Origin of the sequence: Roseovarius sp. (genome assembly GCF_965228755.1) — a bacterium.
Lineage (GTDB): Bacteria > Pseudomonadota > Alphaproteobacteria > Rhodobacterales > Rhodobacteraceae > Roseovarius.
Genome location: NZ_CBDDIG010000005.1, coordinates 1,502,944 through 1,527,110, shown reverse-complemented (window position 1 = coordinate 1,527,110; position 24,167 = coordinate 1,502,944). Strand labels below are relative to the sequence as shown.

At 64.3% G+C, this 24,167-nt stretch carries 29 protein-coding genes and 1 tRNA gene; 19 read left to right on the top strand and 11 right to left on the bottom strand.

All coding sequences use genetic code 11. From position 1 onward, the window contains the following. The 10 genes from ACO07J_RS11070 (at position 1) to ACO07J_RS11025 (ending at position 8,273) form a co-directional block, all read left to right on the top strand. Positions 1 to 1,221 carry a cysteine desulfurase gene (locus ACO07J_RS11070; protein ID WP_422029761.1) on the top strand — a complete coding sequence of 407 codons (1,221 nt, stop codon included), beginning with the start codon at positions 1 to 3 and terminating at the stop codon, positions 1,219 to 1,221. Positions 1,222 to 1,403: 182 nt separating this feature from the next. Next, on the top strand, positions 1,404 to 1,538 hold the full coding sequence (locus ACO07J_RS11065) for a hypothetical protein (protein ID WP_300895847.1): 135 nt from the start codon (positions 1,404 to 1,406) through the stop codon (positions 1,536 to 1,538). A gap of 183 nt (positions 1,539 to 1,721) precedes the next feature. After that, positions 1,722 to 1,798: transfer RNA gene (locus tag ACO07J_RS11060), tRNA-Arg, on the top strand. 300 nt (positions 1,799 to 2,098) lie between these two features. Continuing rightward, positions 2,099 to 2,842, top strand: a complete 744-nt coding sequence (locus tag ACO07J_RS11055) for a hypothetical protein (RefSeq protein WP_422028871.1) — start codon at positions 2,099 to 2,101, stop codon at positions 2,840 to 2,842. Between the two features lie 97 nt (positions 2,843 to 2,939). Then, positions 2,940 to 4,478, top strand: a complete 1,539-nt coding sequence (locus tag ACO07J_RS11050) for a terminase large subunit domain-containing protein (protein WP_422028870.1) — start codon at positions 2,940 to 2,942, stop codon at positions 4,476 to 4,478. Then, positions 4,469 to 4,804: an HNH endonuclease gene (locus tag ACO07J_RS11045; RefSeq protein WP_422028869.1), complete on the top strand. Its 336-nt coding sequence runs from the start codon at positions 4,469 to 4,471 to the stop codon at positions 4,802 to 4,804. Before ACO07J_RS11050 ends, ACO07J_RS11045 begins: the two co-directional genes overlap by 10 nt. Beyond that, positions 4,797 to 6,053, top strand: coding sequence for a phage major capsid protein (locus ACO07J_RS11040; protein WP_422028868.1), 1,257 nt, complete (start codon positions 4,797 to 4,799; stop codon positions 6,051 to 6,053). Before ACO07J_RS11045 ends, ACO07J_RS11040 begins: the two co-directional genes overlap by 8 nt. Beyond that, positions 6,053 to 6,691 carry an HK97 family phage prohead protease gene (locus ACO07J_RS11035; protein ID WP_422028867.1) on the top strand — a complete coding sequence of 213 codons (639 nt, stop codon included), beginning with the start codon at positions 6,053 to 6,055 and terminating at the stop codon, positions 6,689 to 6,691. The genes ACO07J_RS11040 and ACO07J_RS11035 overlap by 1 nt, the downstream gene beginning before the upstream one ends. A gap of 2 nt (positions 6,692 to 6,693) precedes the next feature. After that, on the top strand, positions 6,694 to 7,212 hold the full coding sequence (locus tag ACO07J_RS11030) for a hypothetical protein (protein WP_422028866.1): 519 nt from the start codon (positions 6,694 to 6,696) through the stop codon (positions 7,210 to 7,212). Further along, positions 7,212 to 8,273 carry a phage portal protein gene (locus tag ACO07J_RS11025; protein ID WP_422028865.1) on the top strand — a complete coding sequence of 354 codons (1,062 nt, stop codon included), beginning with the start codon at positions 7,212 to 7,214 and terminating at the stop codon, positions 8,271 to 8,273. The genes ACO07J_RS11030 and ACO07J_RS11025 overlap by 1 nt, the downstream gene beginning before the upstream one ends. A gap of 144 nt (positions 8,274 to 8,417) precedes the next feature. Here the strand turns inward: ACO07J_RS11025 and ACO07J_RS11020 are convergent, their stop codons facing one another. The 4 genes from ACO07J_RS11020 to ACO07J_RS11005 form a co-directional block, all read right to left on the bottom strand. Beyond that, complete coding sequence (locus tag ACO07J_RS11020) at positions 8,418 to 8,606, bottom strand: hypothetical protein (protein WP_422028864.1); 189 nt, start codon at positions 8,604 to 8,606, stop codon at positions 8,418 to 8,420. A gap of 568 nt (positions 8,607 to 9,174) precedes the next feature. After that, positions 9,175 to 9,402 (bottom strand): hypothetical protein, encoded by a 228-nt coding sequence (locus ACO07J_RS11015; RefSeq protein WP_422028863.1) that lies wholly within the window; start codon positions 9,400 to 9,402, stop codon positions 9,175 to 9,177. 343 nt (positions 9,403 to 9,745) lie between these two features. Next, positions 9,746 to 9,922 carry a hypothetical protein gene (locus tag ACO07J_RS11010; protein WP_422028862.1) on the bottom strand — a complete coding sequence of 59 codons (177 nt, stop codon included), beginning with the start codon at positions 9,920 to 9,922 and terminating at the stop codon, positions 9,746 to 9,748. After that, positions 9,903 to 10,172 carry a helix-turn-helix transcriptional regulator gene (locus ACO07J_RS11005; RefSeq protein ID WP_422028861.1) on the bottom strand — a complete coding sequence of 90 codons (270 nt, stop codon included), beginning with the start codon at positions 10,170 to 10,172 and terminating at the stop codon, positions 9,903 to 9,905. Before ACO07J_RS11005 ends, ACO07J_RS11010 begins: the two co-directional genes overlap by 20 nt. Positions 10,173 to 10,433: 261 nt before the next feature. On the opposite strand from ACO07J_RS11005, the gene ACO07J_RS11000 reads away from it, so the two are divergent. From ACO07J_RS11000 to ACO07J_RS10985, 4 genes are all read left to right on the top strand, one after another. Then, positions 10,434 to 10,703, top strand: a complete 270-nt coding sequence (locus tag ACO07J_RS11000) for a hypothetical protein (RefSeq protein ID WP_422028860.1) — start codon at positions 10,434 to 10,436, stop codon at positions 10,701 to 10,703. Between the two features lie 178 nt (positions 10,704 to 10,881). Next, entirely contained in the window at positions 10,882 to 11,253 is a 372-nt protein-coding gene (locus ACO07J_RS10995; RefSeq protein ID WP_422028859.1) for a helix-turn-helix domain-containing protein, read from the top strand. 44 nt (positions 11,254 to 11,297) lie between these two features. After that, on the top strand, positions 11,298 to 12,074 hold the full coding sequence (locus ACO07J_RS10990; RefSeq protein WP_422028858.1) for a site-specific integrase: 777 nt from the start codon (positions 11,298 to 11,300) through the stop codon (positions 12,072 to 12,074). 326 nt (positions 12,075 to 12,400) lie between these two features. Next, positions 12,401 to 12,913, top strand: coding sequence for a hypothetical protein (locus ACO07J_RS10985; RefSeq protein ID WP_422028857.1), 513 nt, complete (start codon positions 12,401 to 12,403; stop codon positions 12,911 to 12,913). A 74-nt stretch (positions 12,914 to 12,987) separates the two neighbouring features. Here ACO07J_RS10985 and ACO07J_RS10980 read toward each other — a convergent pair whose 3' ends face one another. From ACO07J_RS10980 to hpt, 4 genes are all read right to left on the bottom strand, one after another. After that, positions 12,988 to 15,069: a M10 family metallopeptidase C-terminal domain-containing protein gene (locus ACO07J_RS10980; RefSeq protein ID WP_422028856.1), complete on the bottom strand. Its 2,082-nt coding sequence runs from the start codon at positions 15,067 to 15,069 to the stop codon at positions 12,988 to 12,990. 151 nt (positions 15,070 to 15,220) lie between these two features. Continuing rightward, on the bottom strand, positions 15,221 to 15,754 hold the full coding sequence (locus tag ACO07J_RS10975; RefSeq protein ID WP_422028855.1) for a hypothetical protein: 534 nt from the start codon (positions 15,752 to 15,754) through the stop codon (positions 15,221 to 15,223). 78 nt (positions 15,755 to 15,832) lie between these two features. Beyond that, on the bottom strand, positions 15,833 to 16,015 hold the full coding sequence (locus ACO07J_RS10970) for a hypothetical protein (RefSeq protein ID WP_422028854.1): 183 nt from the start codon (positions 16,013 to 16,015) through the stop codon (positions 15,833 to 15,835). Then, positions 16,012 to 16,551, bottom strand: a complete 540-nt coding sequence (gene hpt / locus ACO07J_RS10965; RefSeq protein WP_422028853.1) for a hypoxanthine phosphoribosyltransferase — start codon at positions 16,549 to 16,551, stop codon at positions 16,012 to 16,014. Before hpt ends, ACO07J_RS10970 begins: the two co-directional genes overlap by 4 nt. A gap of 76 nt (positions 16,552 to 16,627) precedes the next feature. Between hpt and ACO07J_RS10960 the strand changes: the two genes are divergently transcribed. Together ACO07J_RS10960 and ACO07J_RS10955 are read left to right on the top strand one after the other, a co-directional pair. Next, on the top strand, positions 16,628 to 17,080 hold the full coding sequence (locus tag ACO07J_RS10960) for a type II toxin-antitoxin system RatA family toxin (protein WP_422028852.1): 453 nt from the start codon (positions 16,628 to 16,630) through the stop codon (positions 17,078 to 17,080). Beyond that, positions 17,073 to 18,365, top strand: coding sequence for an MmgE/PrpD family protein (locus tag ACO07J_RS10955; protein WP_422028851.1), 1,293 nt, complete (start codon positions 17,073 to 17,075; stop codon positions 18,363 to 18,365). The genes ACO07J_RS10960 and ACO07J_RS10955 overlap by 8 nt, the downstream gene beginning before the upstream one ends. A gap of 4 nt (positions 18,366 to 18,369) precedes the next feature. On the opposite strand, the gene ACO07J_RS10950 is transcribed toward ACO07J_RS10955, so the two are convergent. From ACO07J_RS10950 to ACO07J_RS10940, 3 genes are read right to left on the bottom strand one after another with little or no spacing between them, the layout of a single operon-like run. Further along, the gene (locus ACO07J_RS10950; protein WP_422028850.1) at positions 18,370 to 18,837 is read right to left on the bottom strand and encodes a CinA family protein; all 468 of its coding nucleotides are present in this window, start codon (positions 18,835 to 18,837) and stop codon (positions 18,370 to 18,372) included. Continuing rightward, positions 18,834 to 19,328 (bottom strand): phosphatidylglycerophosphatase A, encoded by a 495-nt coding sequence (locus ACO07J_RS10945; protein WP_422028849.1) that lies wholly within the window; start codon positions 19,326 to 19,328, stop codon positions 18,834 to 18,836. The genes ACO07J_RS10950 and ACO07J_RS10945 overlap by 4 nt, the downstream gene beginning before the upstream one ends. Further along, the gene (locus ACO07J_RS10940; RefSeq protein WP_422028848.1) at positions 19,325 to 20,455 is read right to left on the bottom strand and encodes a bifunctional 2-C-methyl-D-erythritol 4-phosphate cytidylyltransferase/2-C-methyl-D-erythritol 2,4-cyclodiphosphate synthase; all 1,131 of its coding nucleotides are present in this window, start codon (positions 20,453 to 20,455) and stop codon (positions 19,325 to 19,327) included. Before ACO07J_RS10940 ends, ACO07J_RS10945 begins: the two co-directional genes overlap by 4 nt. A gap of 236 nt (positions 20,456 to 20,691) precedes the next feature. Between ACO07J_RS10940 and dusB the strand changes: the two genes are divergently transcribed. The 3 genes from dusB to ACO07J_RS10925 are packed head-to-tail and all read left to right on the top strand — an operon-like array spanning position 20,692 to position 24,118. Continuing rightward, positions 20,692 to 21,687: a tRNA dihydrouridine synthase DusB gene (dusB, locus tag ACO07J_RS10935; RefSeq protein WP_422028847.1), complete on the top strand. Its 996-nt coding sequence runs from the start codon at positions 20,692 to 20,694 to the stop codon at positions 21,685 to 21,687. Next, entirely contained in the window at positions 21,684 to 22,757 is a 1,074-nt protein-coding gene (locus ACO07J_RS10930; RefSeq protein WP_422028846.1) for a two-component system sensor histidine kinase NtrB, read from the top strand. The genes dusB and ACO07J_RS10930 overlap by 4 nt, the downstream gene beginning before the upstream one ends. After that, a complete protein-coding gene (locus ACO07J_RS10925) occupies positions 22,757 to 24,118 on the top strand; it encodes a response regulator (RefSeq protein ID WP_422028845.1) in 1,362 nt (453 codons plus the stop codon). The genes ACO07J_RS10930 and ACO07J_RS10925 overlap by 1 nt, the downstream gene beginning before the upstream one ends. Positions 24,119 to 24,167: the final 49 nt, after the last annotated feature.

Here is a 24,167-nt window from a genome sequence, read left to right as displayed (position 1 = left end):
ATGTATGACGTCGAGGCCATCCGCGCCGATTTTCCGATTCTCAGCCGCGAGGTGAACGGCAAGCCGCTGGTCTATCTCGACAACGGCGCCTCGGCCCAGAAGCCGCAGGTGGTGATCGACGCGATCACCCATGCCTATTCCCACGAGTATTCCAACGTGCACCGAGGCCTGCACACCCTGTCGAACATCGCCACCGAGAAATACGAGGGCGTGCGCGGCATCATCGCGCGGTTCCTCGGCGTGGCGGATGCCGAGCAGATCGTGCTCAACACCGGCACCACGGCGGGGATCAACATGGTCGCCTATGGCTGGGCCATGCCGCGGATGGAGGCAGGCGACGAGATCGTCCTGTCGGTGATGGAGCACCACGCCAATATCGTGCCCTGGCATTTCCTGCGCGAGCGGCAGGGGGTGAAGCTGACATGGGTGGATACCGAGGCCGACGGGTCGCTCGATCCGCAGAAGGTGATCGACGCGATCGGGCCGAAAACGAAGCTGGTGGCGATCTCGCACCTGTCGAACGTGCTGGGCACCAAGGTCGACGTGAAGGCGATCTGCGACGCGGCGCATGAAAAGGGCGTTCCGGTGCTGGTCGATGGCAGCCAGGCGGCGGTGCACATGCCGGTCAACCTCGACGAGATCGGCTGTGATTTCTACGCCATCACCGGGCACAAGCTGTATGGCCCCTCCGGCTCGGGCGCGATCTTCGTCAGGAAGGAGCGGATGGCCGAGATGCGCCCGTTCCTCGGCGGTGGCGACATGATCCGCGAGGTCAGCAAGGACGAGGTCACCTATGCCGACCCGCCGATGAAGTTCGAGGCCGGCACGCCCGGCATCGTCCAGACCATCGGGCTGGGCGTGGCGCTCGAATACATGATGGGCCTGGGGATGGAGAACATCGCCGCCCACGAGGACAGGATTCGCGATTACGCGGTTGAACGGCTGTCGGGCCTGAACTGGCTGCAGTTGCAGGGCAGGGCGCCGGACAAGGCCGCGATCTTCTCGTTCACGCTCGATGGCGCGGCGCATGCGCATGACATCTCGACCATCCTCGACAAGAAGGGCGTGGCGGTGCGCGCGGGCCACCATTGTGCCGGGCCGCTGATGGATCACCTCGGGCTGACGGCGACCTGCCGGGCGTCTTTCGGGCTCTACAATACCGAGTCAGAAGTCGACACGCTTGTCGAGGCGCTGGAGCTCGCACACGAGTTATTCACCTGATTCTTCGGCGGATTCGGGCCTGAAAGAGGCCAAAAACCGGCCAATGTGCGTCAACTAGGCAACACCCGCCAATCTCTTGCGCCAGTCTCCCGGATTTCATCGCGGTAACGTGAAAAGACGGTCGACAAAGGAATTAATTCGTTGTTTTATCCACCGTGTTTAATGCGAAAGGAGCTGCCCTTATGAAAGTGATCAAGCTTATCACGCTGCTGGCAATCGGCTTCGGTGCAACCGCCTGTGCTCAACAGCAGCAGGAAGAGCCCGCGCCGATGGTCGTTCCGGAACCGGTTTACGACAAGTACGGCAACCCGATCTGATCGAACGGTCTCTGACCGCTCGACCATTTCTGGTGAGTATAAAACATCAAGAGGCCGCATTCCCGCCAGGGATTGCGGCCTCTTAACTTTCGCGGCCGGTGAATTGTGGCGGCCGGAAACATGATCGGGGGCGCATTTCGCGATTGCAGGGCGCCGTCGTGAAAGCTATACCCCGCCGCGTAGGCACCTGTAGCTCAGCTGGATAGAGCGCTGCCCTCCGAAGGCAGAGGCCAGAGGTTCGAATCCTCTCAGGTGCGCCAACCTTTCCAATAACTTAGCCGTACCAAACGCGGCGGAACTGATCGCAGTGTCCGCTTTATGTCCGCGGAATCCTTTCGCGCTGCACCTGTCCAGAGGTGCCGCATGATCGGACAGCTGATTCATATGCGGCCGGCTGAGGCGCCAGGCGGAGCGGCGCTGACCTGTGTGATTGAGGATCGGGCGTGCGGCCCTGCGTACATCGTGACAGTGCTCGGAAAGCACGTGCGGGCCAAATTTATCTTCCACGATCGAGATGAGCTCAGGGCGTTCGCTGATAGTGTGACGGTCGGGGGTGCGGTATGAGCATCAAACACCGGACCGTCCGTCCGCAGCGCGCGTACGCGACAATCCCTAACGCCGCACTGCGAGACCGCAGTATTTCCATCGCTGCGAGGGGCTTCCTCGCGATGCTCATGTCGCACGACGACAGCTACGAGTTTCATCCGGCAAACCTCATGCGGGACGCCGGCATCAAGAAGGATAAGTACTACAAGATCCTGCGCGAACTTCAGGACGCAAGCTATCTTCGCATCGAAGAGCGGCGCGATGACCAAGGCAGGTTCGTTGAATCGGTCTGGTATATCAATGAAAGCCCTGAAAACAAGGGGTCCGAACCGTGTCCGGAAAAACCGGATACGGCTGAGCCGGATACGGGAAAACCGGACGCTATAAGAAGACAAACCCCTAAGAACCTCAAAAGGGAAGAAGCAGAAAAGGCCGCTGCAGGTTCGACTTCGTCTTCATTGAAGGACTTCGAACCTGACGAAGAGCTTCGGCGCTGGGCGTTTTCCCAAGGGTTCACTGAATACGACATCGAAGAAGAAACGACGAAGTTTCGGATCTGGTGGGGCGATCAGGTGAATATGCCCTCGAGTCTGTCTCTGTCTTGGCGGAACTGGATGGAGGGCGAGCTCGCGGAACGAACCAACCCGCGCAAGCGCCTTTCCACACCGAAGAAGCAGCGAAGCACCGTCCTAGCCGAGATCCAACGGCGCGAGGCGCGGCAGCAGGCCGAGCTTGCAGTTGCCGGAGGTGTGACATGATCGTGCGCGGAGCCTTCGTCGGCGTCTGTGAGGAGGTGAGCAACGACGGAGGAGGTGTTCTTCTCTCTCTCCGAAAAAATTTCGGGGGGTCGATCTGATGGGCCGTGCCTCGAAGGATGCGATGGCGGCTCTGCGGTTCCTGCCGCAGCTGACGATTCCGGAAGGCCGGTTGGCCGGTCGGCGATTGAAGCTGGCGAGCTACCAGAAGGATTTCGTAAGGGGTGCCTTTGCCAAGGATGTAGCGACCGGCGTGCTAAGCGTGGGCAGGGGGGCGGCCAAGACCGCGCTATCCGCTGGCGTCTCTCTGGGCCATCTGGTCGGAGAGATCGCGCCTCAGCCTCGACGTGAGATCATCTTCGCTGCCCGAAACCGGGATCAGGCCAAGATCGCTTTCGGGTTCCTTCTCGGCTTCATTGACGGGCTGCCGGAGGAGGACCGGGAGAAGTACGACTTCGACATTCGGCGCGGATCGAAGCTGGAAGTGGAGACGGCCGAGGCCGGCGGTGGCCTGGCCCGCGTCATCGCGGCCGATGGCAAATCCATTCTCGGCGGTGCGCCGACTCTGGCAATCCTCGACGAGCGCGCGGCGTGGGAGCGAGAGAAGGGCGACGCGCTGGAAAACGCAATCCTGTCGGGCCTCGGCAAACGTGACGGCCGGGCGCTGATCATCAGCACCTCGGCCCCGGATGACACTAACACCCTCAGCCGGTGGATCGACGAGCCCCCGCCGGGCACGTATGTGCAGGAACACCGGCCGGAGCCGGGCTTGCCGCCCGATGATCTGGTAAGCCTGCTGATCGCCAATCCGGGCGCCAAGGAAGGCATCGGGCCAACGCCTGACTGGCTGGTGGCGCAGGCGCGGCGGGCAATGGCTCGCGGCGGCTCCGCGCTGTCGAGCTTCCGCAACCTGAACCGAAATGAGCGCGTCGCCACAGACGACCGATCCGTCCTGATCTCGGTAGACGAATGGCTTGCGGCAGAGGTCGCGCCCGATGCTCTGCCGGCTCGCGAGGGCCCGGTCGTCTTGGGTGTGGATCTCGGGGGCAGCCGGAGCATGTCGGCCGTGGCGCTGTACTGGCCTGAGACCGGGCGCCTCGAGGCATTTGGAGCATTCCCGACAAAACCCAGCTTGTCGGATCGAGGCGCCGCTGACGGCGTGCGTGGGCGATATGTCGAGATGGCTAAGCGTGGCGAGCTGGTCGCGCTCGGCGAAACCACCGTTCCGGTGGGCCCATGGCTTGCAGGGGTGGCGCAGAAGCTGAACGGTCAAGCGCCGGTTGCCATCGTCGGCGATCGCTTCCGCCATGCTGAATTCATCGAAGCGCTGGCAAAGGCCGGGCTAGACCGGGTGCCATTCATCTGGCGCGGCTTCGGATGGAAGGATGGCGCAGAAGATATCGAGCGTTTCCGGCGCGCGCTCTTCGAGGGCCAGGTGAAAAGCGCGCCATCGCTGCTGCTACGCAGCGCATTCGCGGACGCCATCACACTGGTTGACCCGGCCGGAAATCACAAACTGGCAAAGGGGCGCAGCCTCGGGCGGATCGACGCCGCGGCGGCAACCGTACTGGCTGTTGCCCAGGGCGCCCGGATGACAGCTCGGCCGCAGAAGAAATCGGGGGCGTATCTATGGGCATGAAGTACCAGAGGCACGGTACATGGGTTTACCGTGACCGGCGGTGGCCGGCGCTGCGGCTGGCGGCCAAGCGGCGCGATGGTTTCAAGTGCGTGAAGTGCGGTTCCCGTCACCGCCTCGAGGTCGATCACATCGAGCCTGTGAGAACAAAACAGGAACTTGCCTTCGAGCTCATCAATCTACAGACTTTGTGTGGCGGGTGCCACACGAAGAAAACTCGGCGCGAACTTGGGTTCCCCGAGCTTTCCCCTGAGCGCCGAGCGTGGCGCGACTTGCTGCGGGACACGACCCGCAACCCCATCGAGCACATAGGAGTTAAAGATGCTTGAATCGAAGAAGATCGAGCTGCGGCGTTCCGAGCTGCGGCAGGAACTGGCTGCGCTCGCTGCGAAGGCCGAGCCCACGGAGGACGAGGTGCGATCCATGGAGGCCGGCGACAAGGAATATCGCCAGCTGGAAACCCGCTATCGCGCGGCACTGGTGGCAGAAGACGAGGAACGCCGGGAGGCGGGAAAGGATCTCGAAACCCGATCCGATAACGAATGGGCCGACCTGCTCGGCCGCTTCGAGGTGCGCCAGGTCGCCATGGCCCTAGATCACGGTCATCAGATCGACGGTGAGACAGCCGAGATTGTGCAGGAGCTTCGCAGCCAAGGCACCTATCAGGGCGTCCCGGTGCCGTGGCAGGCGCTGGAACAGCGTGCAGGCGAGACCATCGCCAGCGGCACGCCTGATCCGGTGCAGACGCGCCCAATCATCGACCGGCTTTTCCCGCAATCCGTCGCCGGTCGCATGGGTGGCGCGATGATCAACGTAGGGCAGGGAGAGCTCGAATTTCCCGTCGCCACTTCCAGCGTTTCGGCCGGCTGGCAGACCTCGGAGACCGGCAACGTGGCAGGACCAACCGCCTACGCCACCATCGACCGGCCCCTGGCGCCGGATCACACGCTCGGAATCACGATGAAGCTCACGCGCAAGACGCTCAAGCAGGCCGGTGCAGCACTGGAACAAGCAGTGCGGCGCGACATGAACGGCTGCATTGCCCAAGAGCTGGACCGGGTGGTGTTCCTTGGTGGCGGTTCCAGCGGCGAGCCTGACGGGGTTGTCGCGGGCGCATCGGGGTATTCGATCACCGAAACCGATGTTTCGGCCTATGCGTCTTGGGCTGAGTTTCGACGTGCGATTGTGCGTTTCATGGCTGGGTCCGCGGCGAGTTCGCCGTCAGATGTCCGTCTTCTCGTCCGTCCCGAAGTGTACAATCAGCTTGATAACGGTCCGGTCTTCACAGGCGCCAGCGAGACTGATTGGGACAAGATGATGCGACAGTTGAAGAGCATTACGGTTTCACCGAATGCTCTTGAGGCCCCGTCTGGTTCGCCCGAGGAAAGCAAGGCGCTGCTCACGACAGTTGCCGGCGGTGTGCCTCCGTTCTGGGTGGCCACGTGGGGAGCAGTCGACATGATCCGCGACCCGTACAGTGACGCCGCTTCAGGCGGTCTGCGCGTGACGGGTTTGTGCACGATGGACACGACGGTTTCGCGACCGGCACAACTCGAAGTTCTGACCGGGCTGCAGTAATGCTGTTCGGGGCATATCTTGAAGGCGGCGGGCTTGAGGTCCGCCGCCGATCCGAGGGCGGCGTCCGGCTGGCCGGCCGCTTCCCCTATCGTAAGACCGCGACGCTCAGTGACGGCGGCCGCACCGGCAGGCCGAAGAAGGAAGTTTTCGAGCCTCGGGCATTCGCGTTCCGCGTCGATGATCCGACGAAGGAAATTCACTTGCTGGTGGGTCACGACTTCAACCGCCCCTTAGCCTCAAAACTGACCGGCACGCTTGCGCTCACGGACTCCGACGACGCGCTCACCTTCACCGCCGATGTTGCCGAAGAGATCTCGCAAACGAGCTACGGCAAGGATGTGATCGCTCAGATCGGCGCGGGGCTGGCGTTCGGAATCTCGCCGGGTTTTCGCATCCCGCCGCAACGTGCCGTGGCCGAGCCGGAATTCATCGAGGAAGAGCCCGACGATGGCACGCTCGATGAAAATGGCGACCCGCGGCGCGGTGCCTTGATCCGGCATGTTCGCGAAGCGCTACTTTACGAGCTCTCAATCGTGGTTCGTCCGGCCTTCAAGGACTCCGAGGTCGAGAAACGAAACTGGGAGCCTGGGCCAGTGCTGCAACCGTCACGGCTTCACGCCGTCCAGAGGTGGAGGTGAACATGAACACCTATCAACGGGATGAGGAAGAGCCGGAGACCTATCCGGCGGTGCCCGCCGATCTCAATAATGCGGGGCTGGCATGGTCGCGCATTGAGGAATGGATTTCATGGCGCTGGTCTGAGCGCGAAGTGAACTGGACTGTCGAGGGAGCGGGATGGTGGGCGCCCGACCTGAAACCGGTGACGATTACCGCAACCGAAAAGTGGCAGGATCTGACCTGGCAGGCGGTGACGCTCGATCCTTCACCGCTAGGCGGGTACGTGCTCGACGGCGAAACCTACCGGTTCACCGCTACGGTGGGGGCCGATGCGGACGATGTTCCGGCGGCGGTTCAAGAGGCGGTCACGCGGCTCGACGCCTACATGGCAGAGGCTGCGGAACGGCACGGGGCGGGGAGGTACGAAGTCAGTATTGGTGGGCTGAGCGAAAGCTTCGATCGAAACCCGACATGGCGAGCGCGTGCGCTTCATCTGAGCGGCGCTGCCGATCTTCTCAGGAAATACAGGAGGGCGCCGTGATGGGCATTCTCGATCTATTCAGACGGCGGGCCGAACCCGTCGAGCAACGGGCCAGCGGCTCGGGTTTCACCTCCGAGGTTATCGCCGCAAGGTGGTCCTACATCTCGGGCTCGCGCGGGCTTGCCGAACTGACGGCAACGGCTTCGTCCTGTGTGAGTCTCTGGGAGGGCGCTATGGCCTCTGCGGATGTTTCGGGCGCCGATCTACTGGACCGGCGGACAATGGCCTTGCTGGGCCGCTCCGTGGCGCTCCGGGGCGAGGCGGTTTTCCTGATCGGCGACACACGGCTGATCCCGGCAACCGATTGGGACTTGAGCACGCGCGACGGTGAGCCACGGGCCTATCGCCTGTCCATCCCCGAGGTGGGCGGCGGGCGGACGCGAACAGCGCTGGCGCCCGAGGTGCTGCATGTGCGGATCGGGGCCGATCCTTCGGCGCCTTGGACGGGCGTTGCGCCGCTCCGGCGGGCCAGCCTGACGGCGAGCCTGTTGCACGCGGTCGAGACTGCCCTGAGCGAAGTTTATGAAAACGCGCCGATCGGCACTCAGGTACTGCCATTTCCGGAAACCCCGGATACCGACTTGGAAGATCTGGGCCGTGGATTCCGTGGCCGGCGCGGTCGCGTCCTGTTGCGGGAGTCGGTCAACGTTCAGGCGGCGGGTGGGCCTGCCCCGGCGCAGGACTGGCGGCCGAGCGACGTGACGCCGGATCTGTCGAGGGCAATGATCGACGAGACATTGAAGGCGGCGCGGGCGGGCATCCTTTCGGCCTACGGTGTTCTGCCGTCCCTCTTCGATACCACGGCGCAGGGGCCGCTTGTACGCGAGAGTCAGCGGCAATTGGCGACCTGGACCTTGCAGCCGGTGGCCGAGCTGATCGCGGAAGAGGCGGGCCGGAAATTCGGCGCCGAAGTGAGCATCGACGTACTCGCTCCGTTGCAAGCTTTCGATGCTGGCGGGCGGGCGAGGGCCGCAGCCCAGGTGGTGCAGTTGCTGGTGATGGCAAAGGAGGGCGGTGTCGACGCAGACGCAGCGCTGCGCCTTGTGGATTGGGAGATATGACCGGGAGGGGCCTCGATGCTCATGATATCGCCACACATGGAACGGCGGCTCGCTCGGCGGAGACGGGATGCAATCAAAGGCCGGCTCGGGAAAGGCCGGTTTGACGCTCTGGTCACGGATATGGTCGCACTGCACCGGCTCGCCTTAGAGGCAGGCATGATCCTGTCCATCTTCGGTCTTGAGGGCCCGCTTCACGCGGTTGTGCGGGCCGATCTGTGCCTTCAGGGTTGGCGGTGGCGCGACGCGGATCTGGCCGCCCGAAGCGTACTTGATGAAGTTTACCGACGCCTTCGTGCCGAGCGGCCCGATTGGAATGAAGGTCAGCGCGAGCACGTCGCCCTGCCGGGACTTCAAATCGAAAGAACAAGGTGCATCCGATGTCACAAGAAACTGACCTGGGAACAAACAAAGTTCTGCTCGACGCTTTGCGCAGATGCGCATCACAACGCGATTCGAAGGCGCAAGGAAAGCTCAGAAGCTTGGGCCGCGAAAGCGGCGGCGAGCTGGACCTGAAGGCGCGGTGCGAGCACTGCGGCAAAGAGCTTCCCGAGGGTTCGCGAACTCACAGAAAATACTGTTCGAACCGATGCTATTGCGCCAGCGTTTACGCTCTCGAGAAGGCTGCACGAGATGAACGCAAACTGACCCGGCCTCCCTGTCTCTGGTGCGGCGGGCCCGTGTCGCCAGCGCTCAGATGGTCTGCGAAATATTGCAGCTCTCGCTGCCAATCCTTGGCGAGCAAGGAACGCCAAAAGAACAAGTACCAGCGGGCCTGTTTGCAATGCGGCAGAACTTTTAGGACGCGACACAAAGCGCAGCGGTATTGCTCAAGAAGATGTGGTGGAATGGCCGGGATGAAGGCATTTCTACATAAAAGGCAAAACAAAGCGAAATGGCTTATTCAACGTTGACGGCCAGAAAGTGCGCCGTTCGAAATCGTCGACCTTTCATCCTTCCGAACGTCTTCGAGCTCAACTATTTTTCTGTGTAGTTCGAGTAAATCGTTGAGCTTCGTTAAGTCGATTCCATCTTTCATACCGTAGGAAATGTCGGCTGCCTTTTCCCGGCGCCATTCCCGCAAAACCCCAATGATTGCATCAAGATTTTTGGTGTTGTCGTTTTCTTTCATCATAATCTCCTGACATCTCTGATCCCATTTTGATAGCAAAATTTCATCAAAGAGTCGTGTCGCTATTTGCGATTAGCAACAAACGTTTGGAGGGTATACGATCTGGCCTGAAACAAAGGAATGAGGATCGACATGAAACCTTCAAGTGAAGCTCGACTTTGGGCGGCGGTCGCATACATGGATGAAAGCGAAATTCAGGAAGTGATCGACTTTGCCCGCGAGCTCCTTAAGTCGCGGAGGCGGATGGGACTGTAAACAACGACACCGTACGCCGCAACTTAGCTGCCGCAAATGCGGCACCTGAAACGATCGCCGGCGCTGACGTCCTTTAGGGCGGCGCGGATTACTTCGCAATCTTGGTTTGGTTGATCCAATTCGACATGTGAAAATCTAACTCCCGCAGGACTTCTTCTGCCTTTTCCGGATCGTTCCGATTCAAAAGGTAATCCATAGCGATGTGCAGGCCGCGATGCATATCTTTGACCGCATCCGCAGCTTCCTTATTTGCTACTTTCTTCATTTTTGACCTTTCTCAAACTGACGCCCGCGGCGTCTTCGTTTTCATTGAAGAACTGAATTCCGGCGGCTTCTAAGGCGGAGCAGATGGCGACCGAGGTTTCAGTTCGACCGCCGATCAGGCCGATCTGTGCCTCGAGCCGTTTAATCGTAGGAACCGACACGCCTGAGGCTCGCGCGAGTTCGTTTTGTGACCATCGCAGCAAAGCGCGTGCGGCCTTCACCTGTTCGGTTGATACTTTTGGTATTGACACTACCTGCCCCTGTATTTGATACCAAAGGTATTACCGCAACATCGGAGGAAAGAAAATGCTCGAAAAGTTCTCAAACAGCCAGTTCGTTGCAAGATGCATGATCAAGACAAGCAAACTGATAAAAACCGTCTGCCCCCGCATGAACCTGAATTGGGTTTGGATGCCACGCGTCTCCTATCGTCGTGGTGAGCCATTTCTGCTCGACTGACTTGGAACGGCCGAGGCATAGCGGGCCGGGCCCTGCGCCGCTATGCCGAGCTGATGCAGCAGATTGAGCCGGCTACCAAGCACAACGCCAAAAAACAAAAGGCGGACGACCACCCTTTGATTTCCCGCACCGATGCCGCCCGCGAGGCTGGCATGTCTCCGCACCAGCACAAGCAGGCGATGCGGACGGGGAATATCCCGGCCGATCAATTCGAGGACATGATCGACCAAAAGGGGCCACGGAAGAGCGCGAAAAGCCTAATATTAAGTCAGTGCTTTGATATTAAAAGAAAAACGCTCATTGACATTTCCTACTCATATTGACATTGTTCATAACAATCGCAGGAGAAGCGATGCCGCCCCCAGCTAGATAGCGTGGGGGCTTTTTTGTGCGCGTTCGATGCGCGCCTTTTTTCTGAAAATCCAGTCGAAAACAACGGACGCGCGCGCGTCCGAAAGGAGGAGTCGTGCGCTCTGAGAACGACACGATGGAGATGTGCCTATGGGGTGGTTGACCATTCGACAAGCTGCGAAGAACGGGCCTCTAAGCGAGGCGAAGATCCGAGACGGTATCCATTCCGGGGAGATCCAGCACGCGAAAGTCGGCGGCAGGTATCTCTTGCCAGAGAACGCCGTCGAAGAATACCTTGGCGCCATGTTGCGAGGGGGACCAACATGCCCAGAAGAAACCAAGGGCCAAAACTGCGCTGGCTCGAAAAACGAGGCTGCTACTACATCACTTGGACTGACGGCGGCCGAAGCCGGCAGCGCAGCACGGGCACGGCGGATCGGCGAGAAGCTGAAGAGGTCTTCGCCGAATGGCTCCACATCCGACAGCGAGACGCCGGCCCGCGTGATCCCTCTCAAGTCCTGATCAACGATCTTCTGGCGGACTATGCAGAAGAATCCGCTGAACGCATGACCACACCGCAGAGGGTAGGTTATGCGCTTGTGCCTCTCTCCGAGTTTTGGACCGGCAAGACCGCTGCGCAGGTCTCTCCGCTAACGTGTGACGAGTACAGGCGCTGGCGTGATCGGTCGGACGGGACCATTCGCCGAGAGCTCGGGGTGATGCGTGCTGCGCTAAACCATGCTTTCTCCGCGCGGCGGCTAACGCAACAGATCCCCGTGCTACTGCCGGAAAGGCCGCCGAGTCGTGACAGATGGCTGACAAGGACGGAAGCTGCTCAACTGTTGCGCGCCGCACGTGCTGGTGGGAAATCACGCGGTCACCTTCCAATGTTTATTCTGATCGGCCTGTACACGGGAAAGAGGAAGGAAGCTATCCTTTCTCTCCGATGGTCGCAGGTAGACCTTGAGCGGGGTCTGATCGATTGGGAGACACCCGGTCGTCGGATCACAAAAAAACGACGTGGGCGAAATCCGATCAACCCGAAGCTGCTTGCACACCTAAGACGTGCCCGGCGGTGGGGGAATGATCTGGGCCCCGTTGTTTCGTATGCCGGTAAACCGGTACTCGACGTCAAACGTGGATTCGCAAGCGCCTGCCGCCGGGCCGGGCTTCATGATGTTTCGCCTCACACGCTGAGGCACACGTGCGCGACTTGGCTCATGCAAGCCGGCGTTCCCACATGGGAGGCGTCCGGCTTTCTCGGTATGAGCGAGGAAACGCTAATCCGCGTTTATGGTCACCACCATCCGGACCATCAGCGTTCGGCTGCAACTGCATTCTAAGAGAGGTCGGAATTCAACGCTGTCCGCGGAATGTCCGCGGAATACCGTTGTGTTCTTGAGACGTTTCGGGAACACTTGCGAAAGCTCATCCAATAAAATAAGGAAAACGACTATGGACCGTAGTTCTCCGAAGGCAGAGGCCTCAGGTTCGAATCCTGACAGGTGCGCCATTTTCCCTCATAACGTGTTTTTTCGGCCCGAACGGGGCGGCGTTTCGGCGGGCAAATGCCGGTTTTCCCCGGCCGGATTCGGCATGGAACAACGCCCGGGCGGGTCGGGTTGTCCTGTTGCACGACGCAATGTCAGCAAGCAAAGGAGAAATCCCCATGACATTCCGCAAGAGTATCGCCGCCACCACCGCCGCGCTGGCCCTGATCGCCGCAGCCCCGCTGTCGGCCGAACAGATGGACACCGAGGTCGAGATGGAGACCCAGGCCGAAAGCTCCACCAGTGTCGGTGAAGAGCTGGGTCAGACCGCCCAGGAAGCAGGCGAGTTCATGGAGAACACCGTGAAGCTGGGCGTCGATGCCGCCGCCGCCACCGCCGAGGCCGGTTACGACGCCGCCAGCGACGCGGGCGCGCAGCTTGACGCCGCCCTGACGCAGGACGCTAAGGTGCGCACCAGCGATGGCGAGCTTGTCGGCACCGTCCACAAGGCCGACTTGGCCGATGACATGGTGATGGTCGATCTCGACACGCAGATGGAGACTTCGATCGACGGCTCGACCGAACACGTGGTGATCAGCAAGAATGCCCTTGCCGTCGATGGTGACGGTCTGCGGGTCAACATGACCGAACAGGCGATGATCGACGCCATCAAGGCCAAGACCGCGTCGTAACGCGCGCGCCTGTCACGGCAGGAAAGTTCCAGGCGGTCGCCCCACCGGGCGGCCGCCTTTATTGGGCGCGGCGCTCAGCCGAAGACGAAATCGTCCTCGTCGATGGCTCCGAAGGCGCCTTCGACCGTGACCGAGCCGCCGCTCCAGGTGACCACGGCGTCGGGCCCTGCCGCGCTGATGGTCAGGTCGTCGAACTCGACCGTGCCGTTGAGGCGGATCGTGTCGATGCCGTCCTCGAAATCGGTGATCGTGTCGTGGCCGGTCGCCGTGTCGGTGTGGAAGACGAAGGTGTCGTCGCCGTTGCCGCCGGTCAGCTCGTCATTGCCGGCGCCGCCGACCAGCGTGTCGCGGCCGGTGCCGGCGTCGAGCGTGTCGTTGCCGGTGCCGCCGCGCATCATGTCGTTGCCCGGGCCGCCGTCGAGCAGGTCGTCGCCGCCGTCGCCATCCATCACGTCGTTGCCGTTGTTGCCCATGACCGTGTCGTCATCGGCGCCGCCCGCGATCGTGTCGTTGCCGTTCTGGCCCATGACGAGGTCCTGGCCGGCGCCGCCATCGAGCGTGTCCCAGTTGAAACCGCCCTTGAGGCTGTCGTTTCCGCCATCGCCATTCATGGTGTCGTCGCCGTTGTTGCCGGCGAGGAAATCGTTGCCGTCGCCGCCATGGATCACGTCGATGCCGTTCTGGCCGCGCAGTTCGTCGTTGCCGGCGCCCCCCTCGATCAGGTCGTCATCGGCGCCGCCCTTGATCAGGTCGTCACCGTCGCCGCCCAGCAGCGTGTCCTCGCCGCCGCGGCCGAGGATCTCGTTGTCGGCCGTGTTGCCGGTGACGTGGTCATCGCCATTGCCCATCGCGGCATTCTCGATGATCGTGCCGCGGGCGATGCCGAGATTGCCGACCAGGCCGCCGATATCGGAGAAATGCTCGGGCCGCAGGTCGAGCCGGTTGTCGGTGGGGCTGGGGCTGAGGTCGATCGTGTCGATGCCGCCCACGTCGTAGATCGTGGCCGCCAGCCCGTTGCCGGCAATCTCGTCCGGGGAAACCGGCACCCCGGCCAGCGCGGCGAAGACGGTCCCAAGATGCCCGCCCAGATTGGTGCCCGCGCCATAGATCGTGTCGCCCGCCGTCGCGCTGCCGGCGCCGGGGGCGCCGTATAGCGACTGGATGGCGATGATGTCGGCCATCATCACCGTGCCGAGAAAGGCGTAGGAGGCGGTCGTCGTCGGGTTCTCGGTCTGCGAGAAATAGGACATGACCGAGAGCTGCCAGCTGTCATTGGCAAAGACCTCGTCCCGCCCGTAGACGGCGCTGCCGTTGTAGTCACCCTGGTGCCCCAGCCCGAGCGCGTGGCCGATCTCGTGGACATAGGCCTGGTAGGCATAGGCGTCGATCGACGTGCCGTAGGTGTCGACCCAGTCCTGCGAGACGTTGACCCGCGAGGAGATGATCCGCCCGCCCGAGACGGTCGAGGTGGCGTAGGCGCCGCTGTCGTTGTCGTCGAAGGTGATGTCGGCCGCGCCCGTCACCTCCTGGAACTTGATATCCGCCGCCATTTCCCACGCGGCCAGGGCCATCCGCGCCAGTTCCTGCCCCTCGGGGGTCAGGGCGGTGATGTTGACGGTGATGACGTTGTCGGTCGAGGTGTCGAAGGACCGGCGGGTTGCGCCGTTATCCTGCCAGTAGCCGTCGGTCAGGTAGGCCGCCATCGTGTCGAGATCGGCCATTTCGACCGGACCGGACTCGTTGACCGAGATCCGGTAGGAGCCGCCATAGCTGTCCCGGTAGGAACCGGCGGAGACGTAATAGGTGCCCGAGACGCTGATCGTGACGGTGGCGAGCGACTCGAAGCCCGTGCCGCCGTCGTCATTGGCGGTCACGAGGTTGCCGTTGGCATCGTAGACCCGCAGGTAGGGATCGGAAAGCGTGCCATGGCCCGAGGGGCTTCCGGTGAGGGAAATATCGTAGGTGTGCCCGGCCTCCAGCTCGACCGCGACCCAGTCGCGGTCGCCCGCGGGGTTCAGCGTGCCCGAGAACGTGTCGCCGACCGCGATGGCATAGCCCGTGCCGGCCGTTGCCGGGGCATCGGTCGTCTCGACGACATTGGCGGCCGTGGGGCCAATTTCCTCGTCATCGACATGGCGGTGGTAAACGATCTGCATCCCCTGAGATCTCCCTGTTTTCGTCCCGTGGCCGAAGGGGATACTTCCGCCAGGTGACGAAAACAAGAAAACCTTGTGGCAGCGATCCAACACCGTTGCGTCAGGTTTGCGGCGCCTTCCGTCGGGTCACGGCGCGCCGACCAGGCCGGGGCTACCTGTCGGGCGTCGGCCCGCCCAGCGGCGGCGGGGCGCTCACCTCCCACAGGCCGCGCAGGAAATCGGCGTACATTCCGGGGCTTAGCGGCGCATCGCTGCTGTCGAGCGACACGTCGGGGCCGCGCGTCGGGCGGCCGTCCGGGCCTTCCTGCCAGTCGAGCCACCCGGTCAGGCGGGTGTCGCCCGTCCGGTTCGCCCCCAGCGTGATGAACAGATCGTGATCGCGCAGCGGCGGCATCGCCTCCCCCGGACCGATCCGGCGCAGGGCATGGCCGGGGGCGGCGCGGCCCAGCAGCTCGCGGAAGGCGCGGCAGAGATCCTCGGCGGTGTCGAACCCGGTCGGGCAGCGATAGGCCAGCAGCGGGCGGGCCATCTGGCCATTGTCGGATGTGTCGGATCGGTCGGCCATCGCTCCTCCGGCGCCAAAGCCCAGCAGGGCCATCAACAGCATCACTGCGGCATAGCGCGGGACGGCGGGGCGTTCAACGCCGGGGGCAGGGCGGGCGAGGGCGGATCTGGCGGTACGCATGGCAGGCCCTTGTCACCCGGCGCGCCGATTCGGTCGAGCCCCGGCGCCCGCGTGCCCTGCGAACGGGCCGCTTCCCGCTCAGGGCAGCCAGCCGCGCCGCCCGGCCGGTTCCAGCGACATCCAGTCGGGCCAGCCGACGAAGTATTCCACCGCGAAGACCGCAAGGCAGACCACGATGATCCCGAGCACCAGCTTGACCCGCTTTTCGCTCGGCGGGCGGTGGGCCCATTTCGCCATGCGGAACAGCCAGCGGGGGTTCATCCGGTGAACCGGACCTTGCCGATATGGGGCAGGTTGCGGTTCCGCTGGGCATAGTCGATGCCGTAGCCCACGACGAACTCGTCGGGGATCTCGAACCCGATCCAGTCGGCGGTGATCTCGGCCTCGCGGCGCGACGGCTTGTCGAGCAGCGCGATGGTCCGCAGCTTGCGCGGCTTGCGGCTCGACAACAGCGACAGCACGGCCGACAGCGTGTGGCCGGTGTCGACGATATCCTCGACCACCAGCACGTCGCGCCCTTCAATGTCGCCGCGCAAGTCCTTGAGAATACGCACTTCCCGGCTCGATTCCGTGGCGTTGCCGTAAGACGACGTTTCGATGAAATCCACCTCGACATTCATGTCGAGCTCGCGCGCGAGATCGGCGATGAACACGAAGGAGCCGCGCAACAGCCCCACCACCACCAGCTTTTCGGAGGTGGCGAACTCTGCCTTGATCTCTCCGGCGAGCTGTTCGATCCGGGCGGCGATCTCCTTGGCCGAGATCATGCGGTCGATGACATATGGCCGCTCTGTCATGGTATCCCCTTGATTTTCCGGTCGCAGTCTACGAAACAGCGGCCCACTGTCACGCGAAAACGGGGCCAGCCTGCCTATGCCATCCCATTCCGAGACCCGGACGATGCCGTACACCGCCCAGCAGATGTACGACCTCGTGGCGGATGTCGAGTCCTACCCCGAATTCCTGCCCTGGACCGCCGCCGCGCGCATCCGCAAGGTCACGCCCCGCGACGACGGCGCCCGGGTGATGGAGGCCGACCTGGTGATCAGCTTCAAGGTCTTCCGCGAGAAGTTCGGCAGCAAGGTGACGCTCTGGGACGAGGCCCGCGTGATCGAGACGGAATACCTAGACGGGCCGTTCAAGTACATGAAATCCAACTGGAAATTCGAAGAGGCCGAGGGCGGCTGCAAGGTGCATTTCGACGTGGATTTCGAGCTGCGCAACCGGCTTTTGCAATCGGCGTCGGAGTTCTTCTTCTACGAGGCGATGAAGCGCGTCGTGAAGGCGTTCGAGACCCGCGCGGCGGAGCTTTACGGGCATGGCTGAGCTGGCAGGGCGTTTCGCCGATTTCGCGCTGAACGGGCAACCGGACGAGGCGGCGCTTCAGGTGATGCGCCTGTCGCTGCTCGACTGGGCCGCGGTGGGGATCGCCGGGCAGGAGGAGCCGGTGTCGGTGCTGCTGCGCGAGCAGGCCGAGGCCGAGGGCGGCGCCGAGGAGGCCGCGATCTTCGGCAGCGCCGCCCGCGTGCCGGGGCGGATGGCGGCGCTGGTCAACGGCACGGTCAGCCACGCGCTCGACTACGACGACACGCATTTCGCCCATATCGGTCACCCCTCGGTGGCCGTGGTGCCCGCCGCGCTGGCCGCGGCAGAGTTCGCCGGGGCAGGCGGCATGGCGTTCCAGCAGGCCGCGCTGATCGGGGCCGAGGCCTCGGTGCGCATCGGCGTCTGGCTGGGGCGCGACCATTACCAGGCGGGCTTTCACCAGACCGGCACGGCGGGCGCCTTCGGCGCGGCGGTGGCGGCGGGCCGGCTTCTGGATCTCGACGCGGGGCAGATGCGGATGGCGCTGGGGCTGGTCTCGACCCGTGCCTCCGGTCTGAAGTCGCAATTCGGCACCATGGGCAAGCCGATGAACGCCGGCATCGCCGCTCAGAACGGGCTGGAAGCGGCGCTTCTGGCGCGGCGGGGGTTCGTCAGCAACCCCGCCGCCATCGACGGGCCGCAGGGTTTCGGGCCAACGCATCACGGCATGGCGGACGGTACGGGGCTCGACGGGCTGGGCACCGCGTGGCTCTTCCCCGGCGTGCATCACAAGTTCCACGCCTGCTGTCACGGGCTGCATGCCGCGCTCGAGGCGATCGGCACGCTGCCCGACACGCCCGACCCGATCGAGGCGATCACCGTGCATACCCATCCGCGCTGGCTGAGCGTGTGCAATATCGAGGCGCCGAAGACGGGGCTGGAGGCGAAGTTCAGCTATCGCGTGGCGCTCTCCATGGCGCTCTGCGGGCGCGATACGGCGCTGCTCGAGAGCTTCTCGGCCGAGACCTGCGCCGATGCCGAGATCGAGGAGATGCGCGCCCGGATCGAGGTGGAGGCGGACGAGGGCCTGAGCGAGATGCAGGCACGGGTGATCGTGACGCTGGGGGACGGGGTGACGCGCGAGCTCTATCACGATCTCGACGCCGATCCGGGGCTGAGCGTGCGCCGGCAGAAGGTGCAGGACAAGGCCGCGCGGCTGATCGGCGGCGACAGGGCCGGGGCGATCCGCGACGTGCTCGATCGGGCAGCGTCTCCGGAGGAGTTCGCGGCGCTGATCGCCGGCTGAGGGCTTAAGACAGCGCCTTGTCGAGCAGGGCCAGCGCGTGGTCGCGGGCGAGGGTGCGGACCGTGTCGCGCCCCTGTGCGCCGAATTCCTGCGTTTCCGTGCGGGTCGGTTGGCCCGCCATCGCCACGCCGAAGCAGACGCGCCCCTCGGGCTTGTGCTCCGATCCGCCGGGGCCGGCGATGCCGGTGATCGAGACGGTGAGCTGGGCGTAGGAGTTCTTGAGCGCGCCCTCGGCCATTTCGCGGGCGATCTCCTCGGACACCGCGCCGAACTCGGAAAGGGTGCGGGGTGAGATGTCGAGAAGCTCGATTTTCGCTTCGTTCGAGTAGGTTACGAAGCCACGTTCAACCACGTCGGACGATCCGGGAATGTCGGTCAGCGCCGCCGCCACCATGCCGCCGGTGCAGCTTTCGGCGGTGGCGATCTTCACGCCCCGGTTGCGGGCCTTTTCCAGCAATGCGCTCACTTTCATGCCATCACCCCGTGCGATATCGCGGCCAGGATCACCACGCCGATGGCGGCGAAGACCCCGGCGATCACGTCATCCAGCATCACGCCCGTCGCGTCGCCCTTCCGGTCGGCCCAGCCGATGGGGCCGGGTTTCCAGATGTCGAACAGGCGGAACAGCAGGAAGGCCGCGATCCAGCCGGGCCAGAGCGCGGTGAGCTCCGCCCCCACATGCGCGGCGCCGATCGAGACGGGCAGGAAGGCGATCCACTGGCCCACCAGCTCGTCGACGACGATCTCGGACGGGTCGTGGTTGTCGCTACCGTGGGTTTCCTTAGCTGTGGCCCAGAAGCCCATGATATAGAAGGCGATTATGGCGATGGCCAGAAGCAACGGACCGCCTGCGAGGTGAAGCCCCCAGGCCAGCGGCAGCGCCGCGAGCGAGCCCCAGGTGCCCGAGGCGGGCCGCATGTGGCCCACGTAGCAGACCGTGGCGATCAGGTGGCTGAGGCTCATTTCGGCACCAGTGTCACCGCCGCCTGCGCGGCGATGCCTTCCTCGCGGCCGGTGAAACCCAGCCGTTCCGAGGTGGTGGCCTTGACCGAGATCCGGTCGGGCGCCACCCCGGTGATCGCGGCCAGCGCCGCCTGCATGGCGGGTGCGTGCGGCGTGACCTTCGGCCGTTCGCAGACAAGAGTGACGTCCATGTTATTGATCCTGTAGCCTTTTTCCCCGGCAAGCGTGACGGCGTGAGACAGGAAGACATGGCTTTCCGCCCCCTTCCATTGCGGGTCGGTGGGCGGGAAATGCCGGCCGATATCCCCCTCCGCCAGCGCGCCGTAGATCGCGTCGGTCAGCGCGTGCATCCCCACATCGGCATCGGAATGCCCCTGCAACCCGCGCCCGTGGGGCACCGCCACGCCGCAAAGCATCACGTGGTCGCCCTCGCCGAAGCGGTGCACGTCGAAGCCGGTGCCGATCCGTATGTCCATGTCTCGCAAAATCCGTTCTGCCCGGGCGAAATCGCCCGCGTTGGTGATCTTGAGGTTGCGCTCGTCCCCCTCGACGATCTCTACCGCGATCCCGGCGGTGCGCGCCACCTCGACATCGTCGGCGGCATCGCCGGCATGCGCCCGGTGGGCGGCGAGGATGGTGTCGAAATCGAAGCCCTGCGGGGTTTGCGCGCGGTAGAGGCCGGTGCGGTCCTGCGTGCCGGTGACCTGGCCCCCGGCGCCCTGCCAGAGCGCGTCGGTCACGGGCAACGCCGGGGCGGCGGCCAGCGCGCCGCTTTCCAGTGCGGAAAGCACGCGGGCGATCAGGGTCGGGCGGACGCAACAGCGTGCGGCGTCGTGGATGAGTACAGTATCTATCCCGCTTTCCGCCAGAGATTCCAACCCGTTGCGCACCGAAGCTGACCTCGTTTCGCCACCAGCCACGACGCTCAGGCCCGCGCGCGGCGCGATCCGGTCCATTTCATCCGGGTGGAGCACCACCACGACGTGGCCCACCTGCGGCACCGCCTCGAAGGCCGCCAGCGTCCAGTCGATCACGCGCTTCTGGCCGAGGCCCTGCCATTGCTTCGGCAAGTCCCCCCCGGCACGGGTGCCGCGCCCGGCGGCGACGATGATGGCAGCGGTTGTCATGTGCCCTGATAGCGTGGCGGCGGCGGCGGTTGCAACAGACACCGCCCGCCGCCGTGCCGGCGCCCCGCGCGAGGCCGCGGGACGGTACATCCGGAAGGGGAGTTTACGCCGGGTTATCGTGGAGATATGCCTAAATAATAGGCATTGCGATCCGGCGGCCGGCTTTTATGCCCTTGAAATATTGTCCCTCCCGCAAGCCGACCGTAAATAGAGGGTACTGCACAAGGATTAAGCACGTGACCATTCGTCTGTCCGACAAGGCGCTGTCGCCCCAGGTGTTCCTTGCCCCCATGGCCGGGATCACCGACCTGCCGTACCGCAAGCTGGTGGCGCGATTCGGCGCCGGGCTGGTGGTGAGCGAGATGGTGGCGAGCCAGGAGATGGTGCAGGCCAAGCCCGGCGTCCGCGAGAAGGCCGAGCTGGGGCTGGAGCAGGCCGACACGGCGGTGCAGCTTGCGGGCCGCGAGGCGCACTGGATGGCCGAGGCCGCCAAACAGGTCGAGGGCAACGGCGCGAAGATCATCGACATCAACATGGGCTGCCCGGCGAAAAAGGTGACCTCGGCCAGCGGGACGGGCGCCAGCGGCTCGGCGCTGATGAAGGATCTCGACCACGCGCTCACGCTGATCGAGGCGGTGGTCGACGCAGTCAGCGTGCCGGTGACGCTGAAAACCCGGCTGGGCTGGGATGACAACCTGCTCAACGCGCCGGAGCTGGCCCGCCGGGCGGAGGCCGCGGGCGTGCAGATGATCACCATCCACGGCCGCACCCGCTGCCAGTTCTACAAGGGCCGGGCCGACTGGGCCGCGATCCGGGCGGTCAAGGAAGCAGTCAACGTGCCGGTGATCGCCAATGGCGACATCCTCGGTACGGAGGACGCAAAGGAAGCGCTGCGCCTCTCCGGCGCCGACGGCGTGATGATCGGGCGCGGGGCGCAGGGGCGGCCGTGGCTGCTGGCGCAGGTGGCGCACGAGATGGGAAGCGGCCCGGCGCCCGAGGTTCCGCAGGGGAAAGAACGCGAGGATATGGTCGCAACCCATTACGAAGACATGCTGAATTTCTACGGGGCAGAGCTTGGCACCCGCGTGGCGCGCAAGCATCTGGGCTGGTACATGGATGGCGCCGGCACCGGGCCCGAGCTGCGCAAGCGGGTGCTGACCAGCCGCGATGCGGGCGAGGTGCTGCGCCTTCTCCCCGACGCGCTGGCCGATGGCGAGAGGGTTGCCGCATGAGCGCCGACGACGCCATCTGGACCTCGCTGCCGGTGCCCGCGCTGGTGCTCGACGCAGACGACCGCATCGCCCGGATCAACCCGGCCGCCGAGGGCTTCCTGATGAGCTCGGCACGCGCCGTCACCGGCCAGCCGGTCTGGGACAAGCTGGCGGTCGATGCGCCCCTCGAGGAGGCGCTGGAACGTGCCCGCCGCGACGGCTCGCCGCTTTTCGTCAACGATGTCGACGTGGGCACGGGCGACCGGGCGCCGCTGCAATGCAACCTCCAGATCGCGCCGCTTACGGGCGAGGCGGGGCACATGGTGCTGCTGATTTCCCCGCGCGAGCTGGCCGGCCGGGTGAGCCAGGGGCAATCGGTGAAATCCGCCGCCCGCTCGGCCATCGGCATGGCCGAGATGCTGGCGCATGAAATCAAGAATCCGCTGGCCGGGATCACCGGCGCGGCACAGCTTCTGTCGATGAACCTCAGCAAGGACGACCTCGAGCTCACCGACCTGATCGTCAGCGAAAGCCGCCGCATCGTGGCGCTGCTGGAGCAGGTCGAGCAGTTCGGCAACGTCTCGGCGCCGCGGCTGCAGGCGGTCAACATCCACGACGTGCTCGACCGGGCGCGCCGCTCGGCCATCGTGGGTTTTGCCGCCGACATGACCGTGCTCGAGGATTACGACCCCTCGCTGCCCCTCGCGCTTGGCGATCCGGACCAGCTTCTGCAGGTGATCCTGAACCTGATCAAGAACGCGTCAGAGGCCGCCGGCAAGGCGGGCGGCACGATCCGGCTGCATTCCTATTACGAACAGTCGCTGCGCGTGCGCCGTGGCGCGGGCAAGGGCAAGACACTGCCCCTGCAGGTGGAAGTCATAGATGACGGCCCGGGCCTGCCGCCCGAGATCGCGGCGGAGGTGTTCGAACCCTTCGTCTCGGGCCGCGAGAACGGCACCGGGCTGGGGCTCGCGCTGGCGGCCAAGATCATTTCGGACCATGACGGCTGGATTTCCGTCTCGTCCGTACCCGGGCGGACCGTGTTCCGCATATCGCTGCCGCTGGCGCCCAAGGAGATGGAGGAAGACTGATGGATGGTACTGTACTGGTTGCCGATGACGACCGCACGATCCGCACGGTTCTGACGCAGGCGCTGACGCGGGCGGGCTGCAAGGTGCACGCGACAAGCTCGCTGACCACGCTGATGCGCTGGGTGGGCGAGGGCAAGGGCGACGCGGTGATCACCGACGTGATGATGCCCGACGGGAACGGGCTGGAAATGCTGCCCAAGATCTCGCAGGACCGGCCCGGCCTGCCGGTGATCGTGATCTCGGCGCAGAACACGATCATGACGGCGATCCAGGCGGAAGAGGCGGAGGCCTATGACTACCTGCCCAAGCCCTTCGACCTGCCGGACCTGATGAAGCGCACCGCGCGCGCGCTCGATTCCCGCAGCCGCGCCGCCCACCAGGCCGAGGTCGAGGACAAGCCGGACGAGCTGCCGCTGATCGGGCGGACGGCGGCGATGCAGGGGCTGTATCGCGTCGTTGCCCGGCTGATGAACACCGACCTGCCGGTGCTGATCACCGGCGAGTCGGGCACCGGCAAGTCGCTGATCGCGCGGGCGATCCACGACTTCTCCGACCGGCGCACGCTGCCGTTCGTGACCGTGACGCCCGCCGACCTGGCCGACCTGGAAGGGCCGTCGAAGGTGATGGCGCGCGCGAAGGGCGGCACCGTGGTGCTGGACGAGGTGGGCGACCTCGATACCGCCGCGCAGGCCCGCGTGGTGCGGATGATGGATGCGCCGGGCGATCACGTGCCGCGCTTCATGGCGACAAGCCTCGGCCGGCTGGCCGATCGGCTGGAGGCGGGCGAGCTGCGCGAGGATCTCTATTACCGCCTGTCGGGCGCCGTGGTCGAGGTGCCGGCGCTGCGCTCGCGGGTCGATGACATCCCGCTGCTGATCGAGCATTTCATGGCCCGCGCCGAGCGCGACGGCCAGCCCGCCCGGCACCTGTCTGCGGACGCGATGGAGCTGATGCGCGCCTATAGCTGGCCCGGCAACGTCCGCCAGCTGGAAAACATGGTGCAGCGAATCGGCCTGACCGCCCGCGGGGTCGAGATCACCCGCGGGGAGGTCGAGGCGGTGATCGGCAATCAACCGGAAGCGGCGCCCGTCGTCGGCACCGGCGGCGGCGAGAGCCTGTCGGATTCCGTCGCCCGCCACCTGCGCCGCTATTTCGACCTGCACGGCACCCAGCTGCCACCGCCGGGCCTCTATGCCCGGATTCTGAAGGAATTGGAGCTTCCGCTGATCGAAATCGCGCTGGACGCCACCAGCGGCAACCAGGCGAAATGCGCCGACCTGCTGGGCATCAACCGCAATACTTTGCGCAAGAAGATTACCGACCTTGATATTCGCGTGACACGCCGCCGCAAGTTGATGTAAAACTGCAACATCTGGTGTGGCCAATTGGGGCCACAGTGCTGACGGTGCC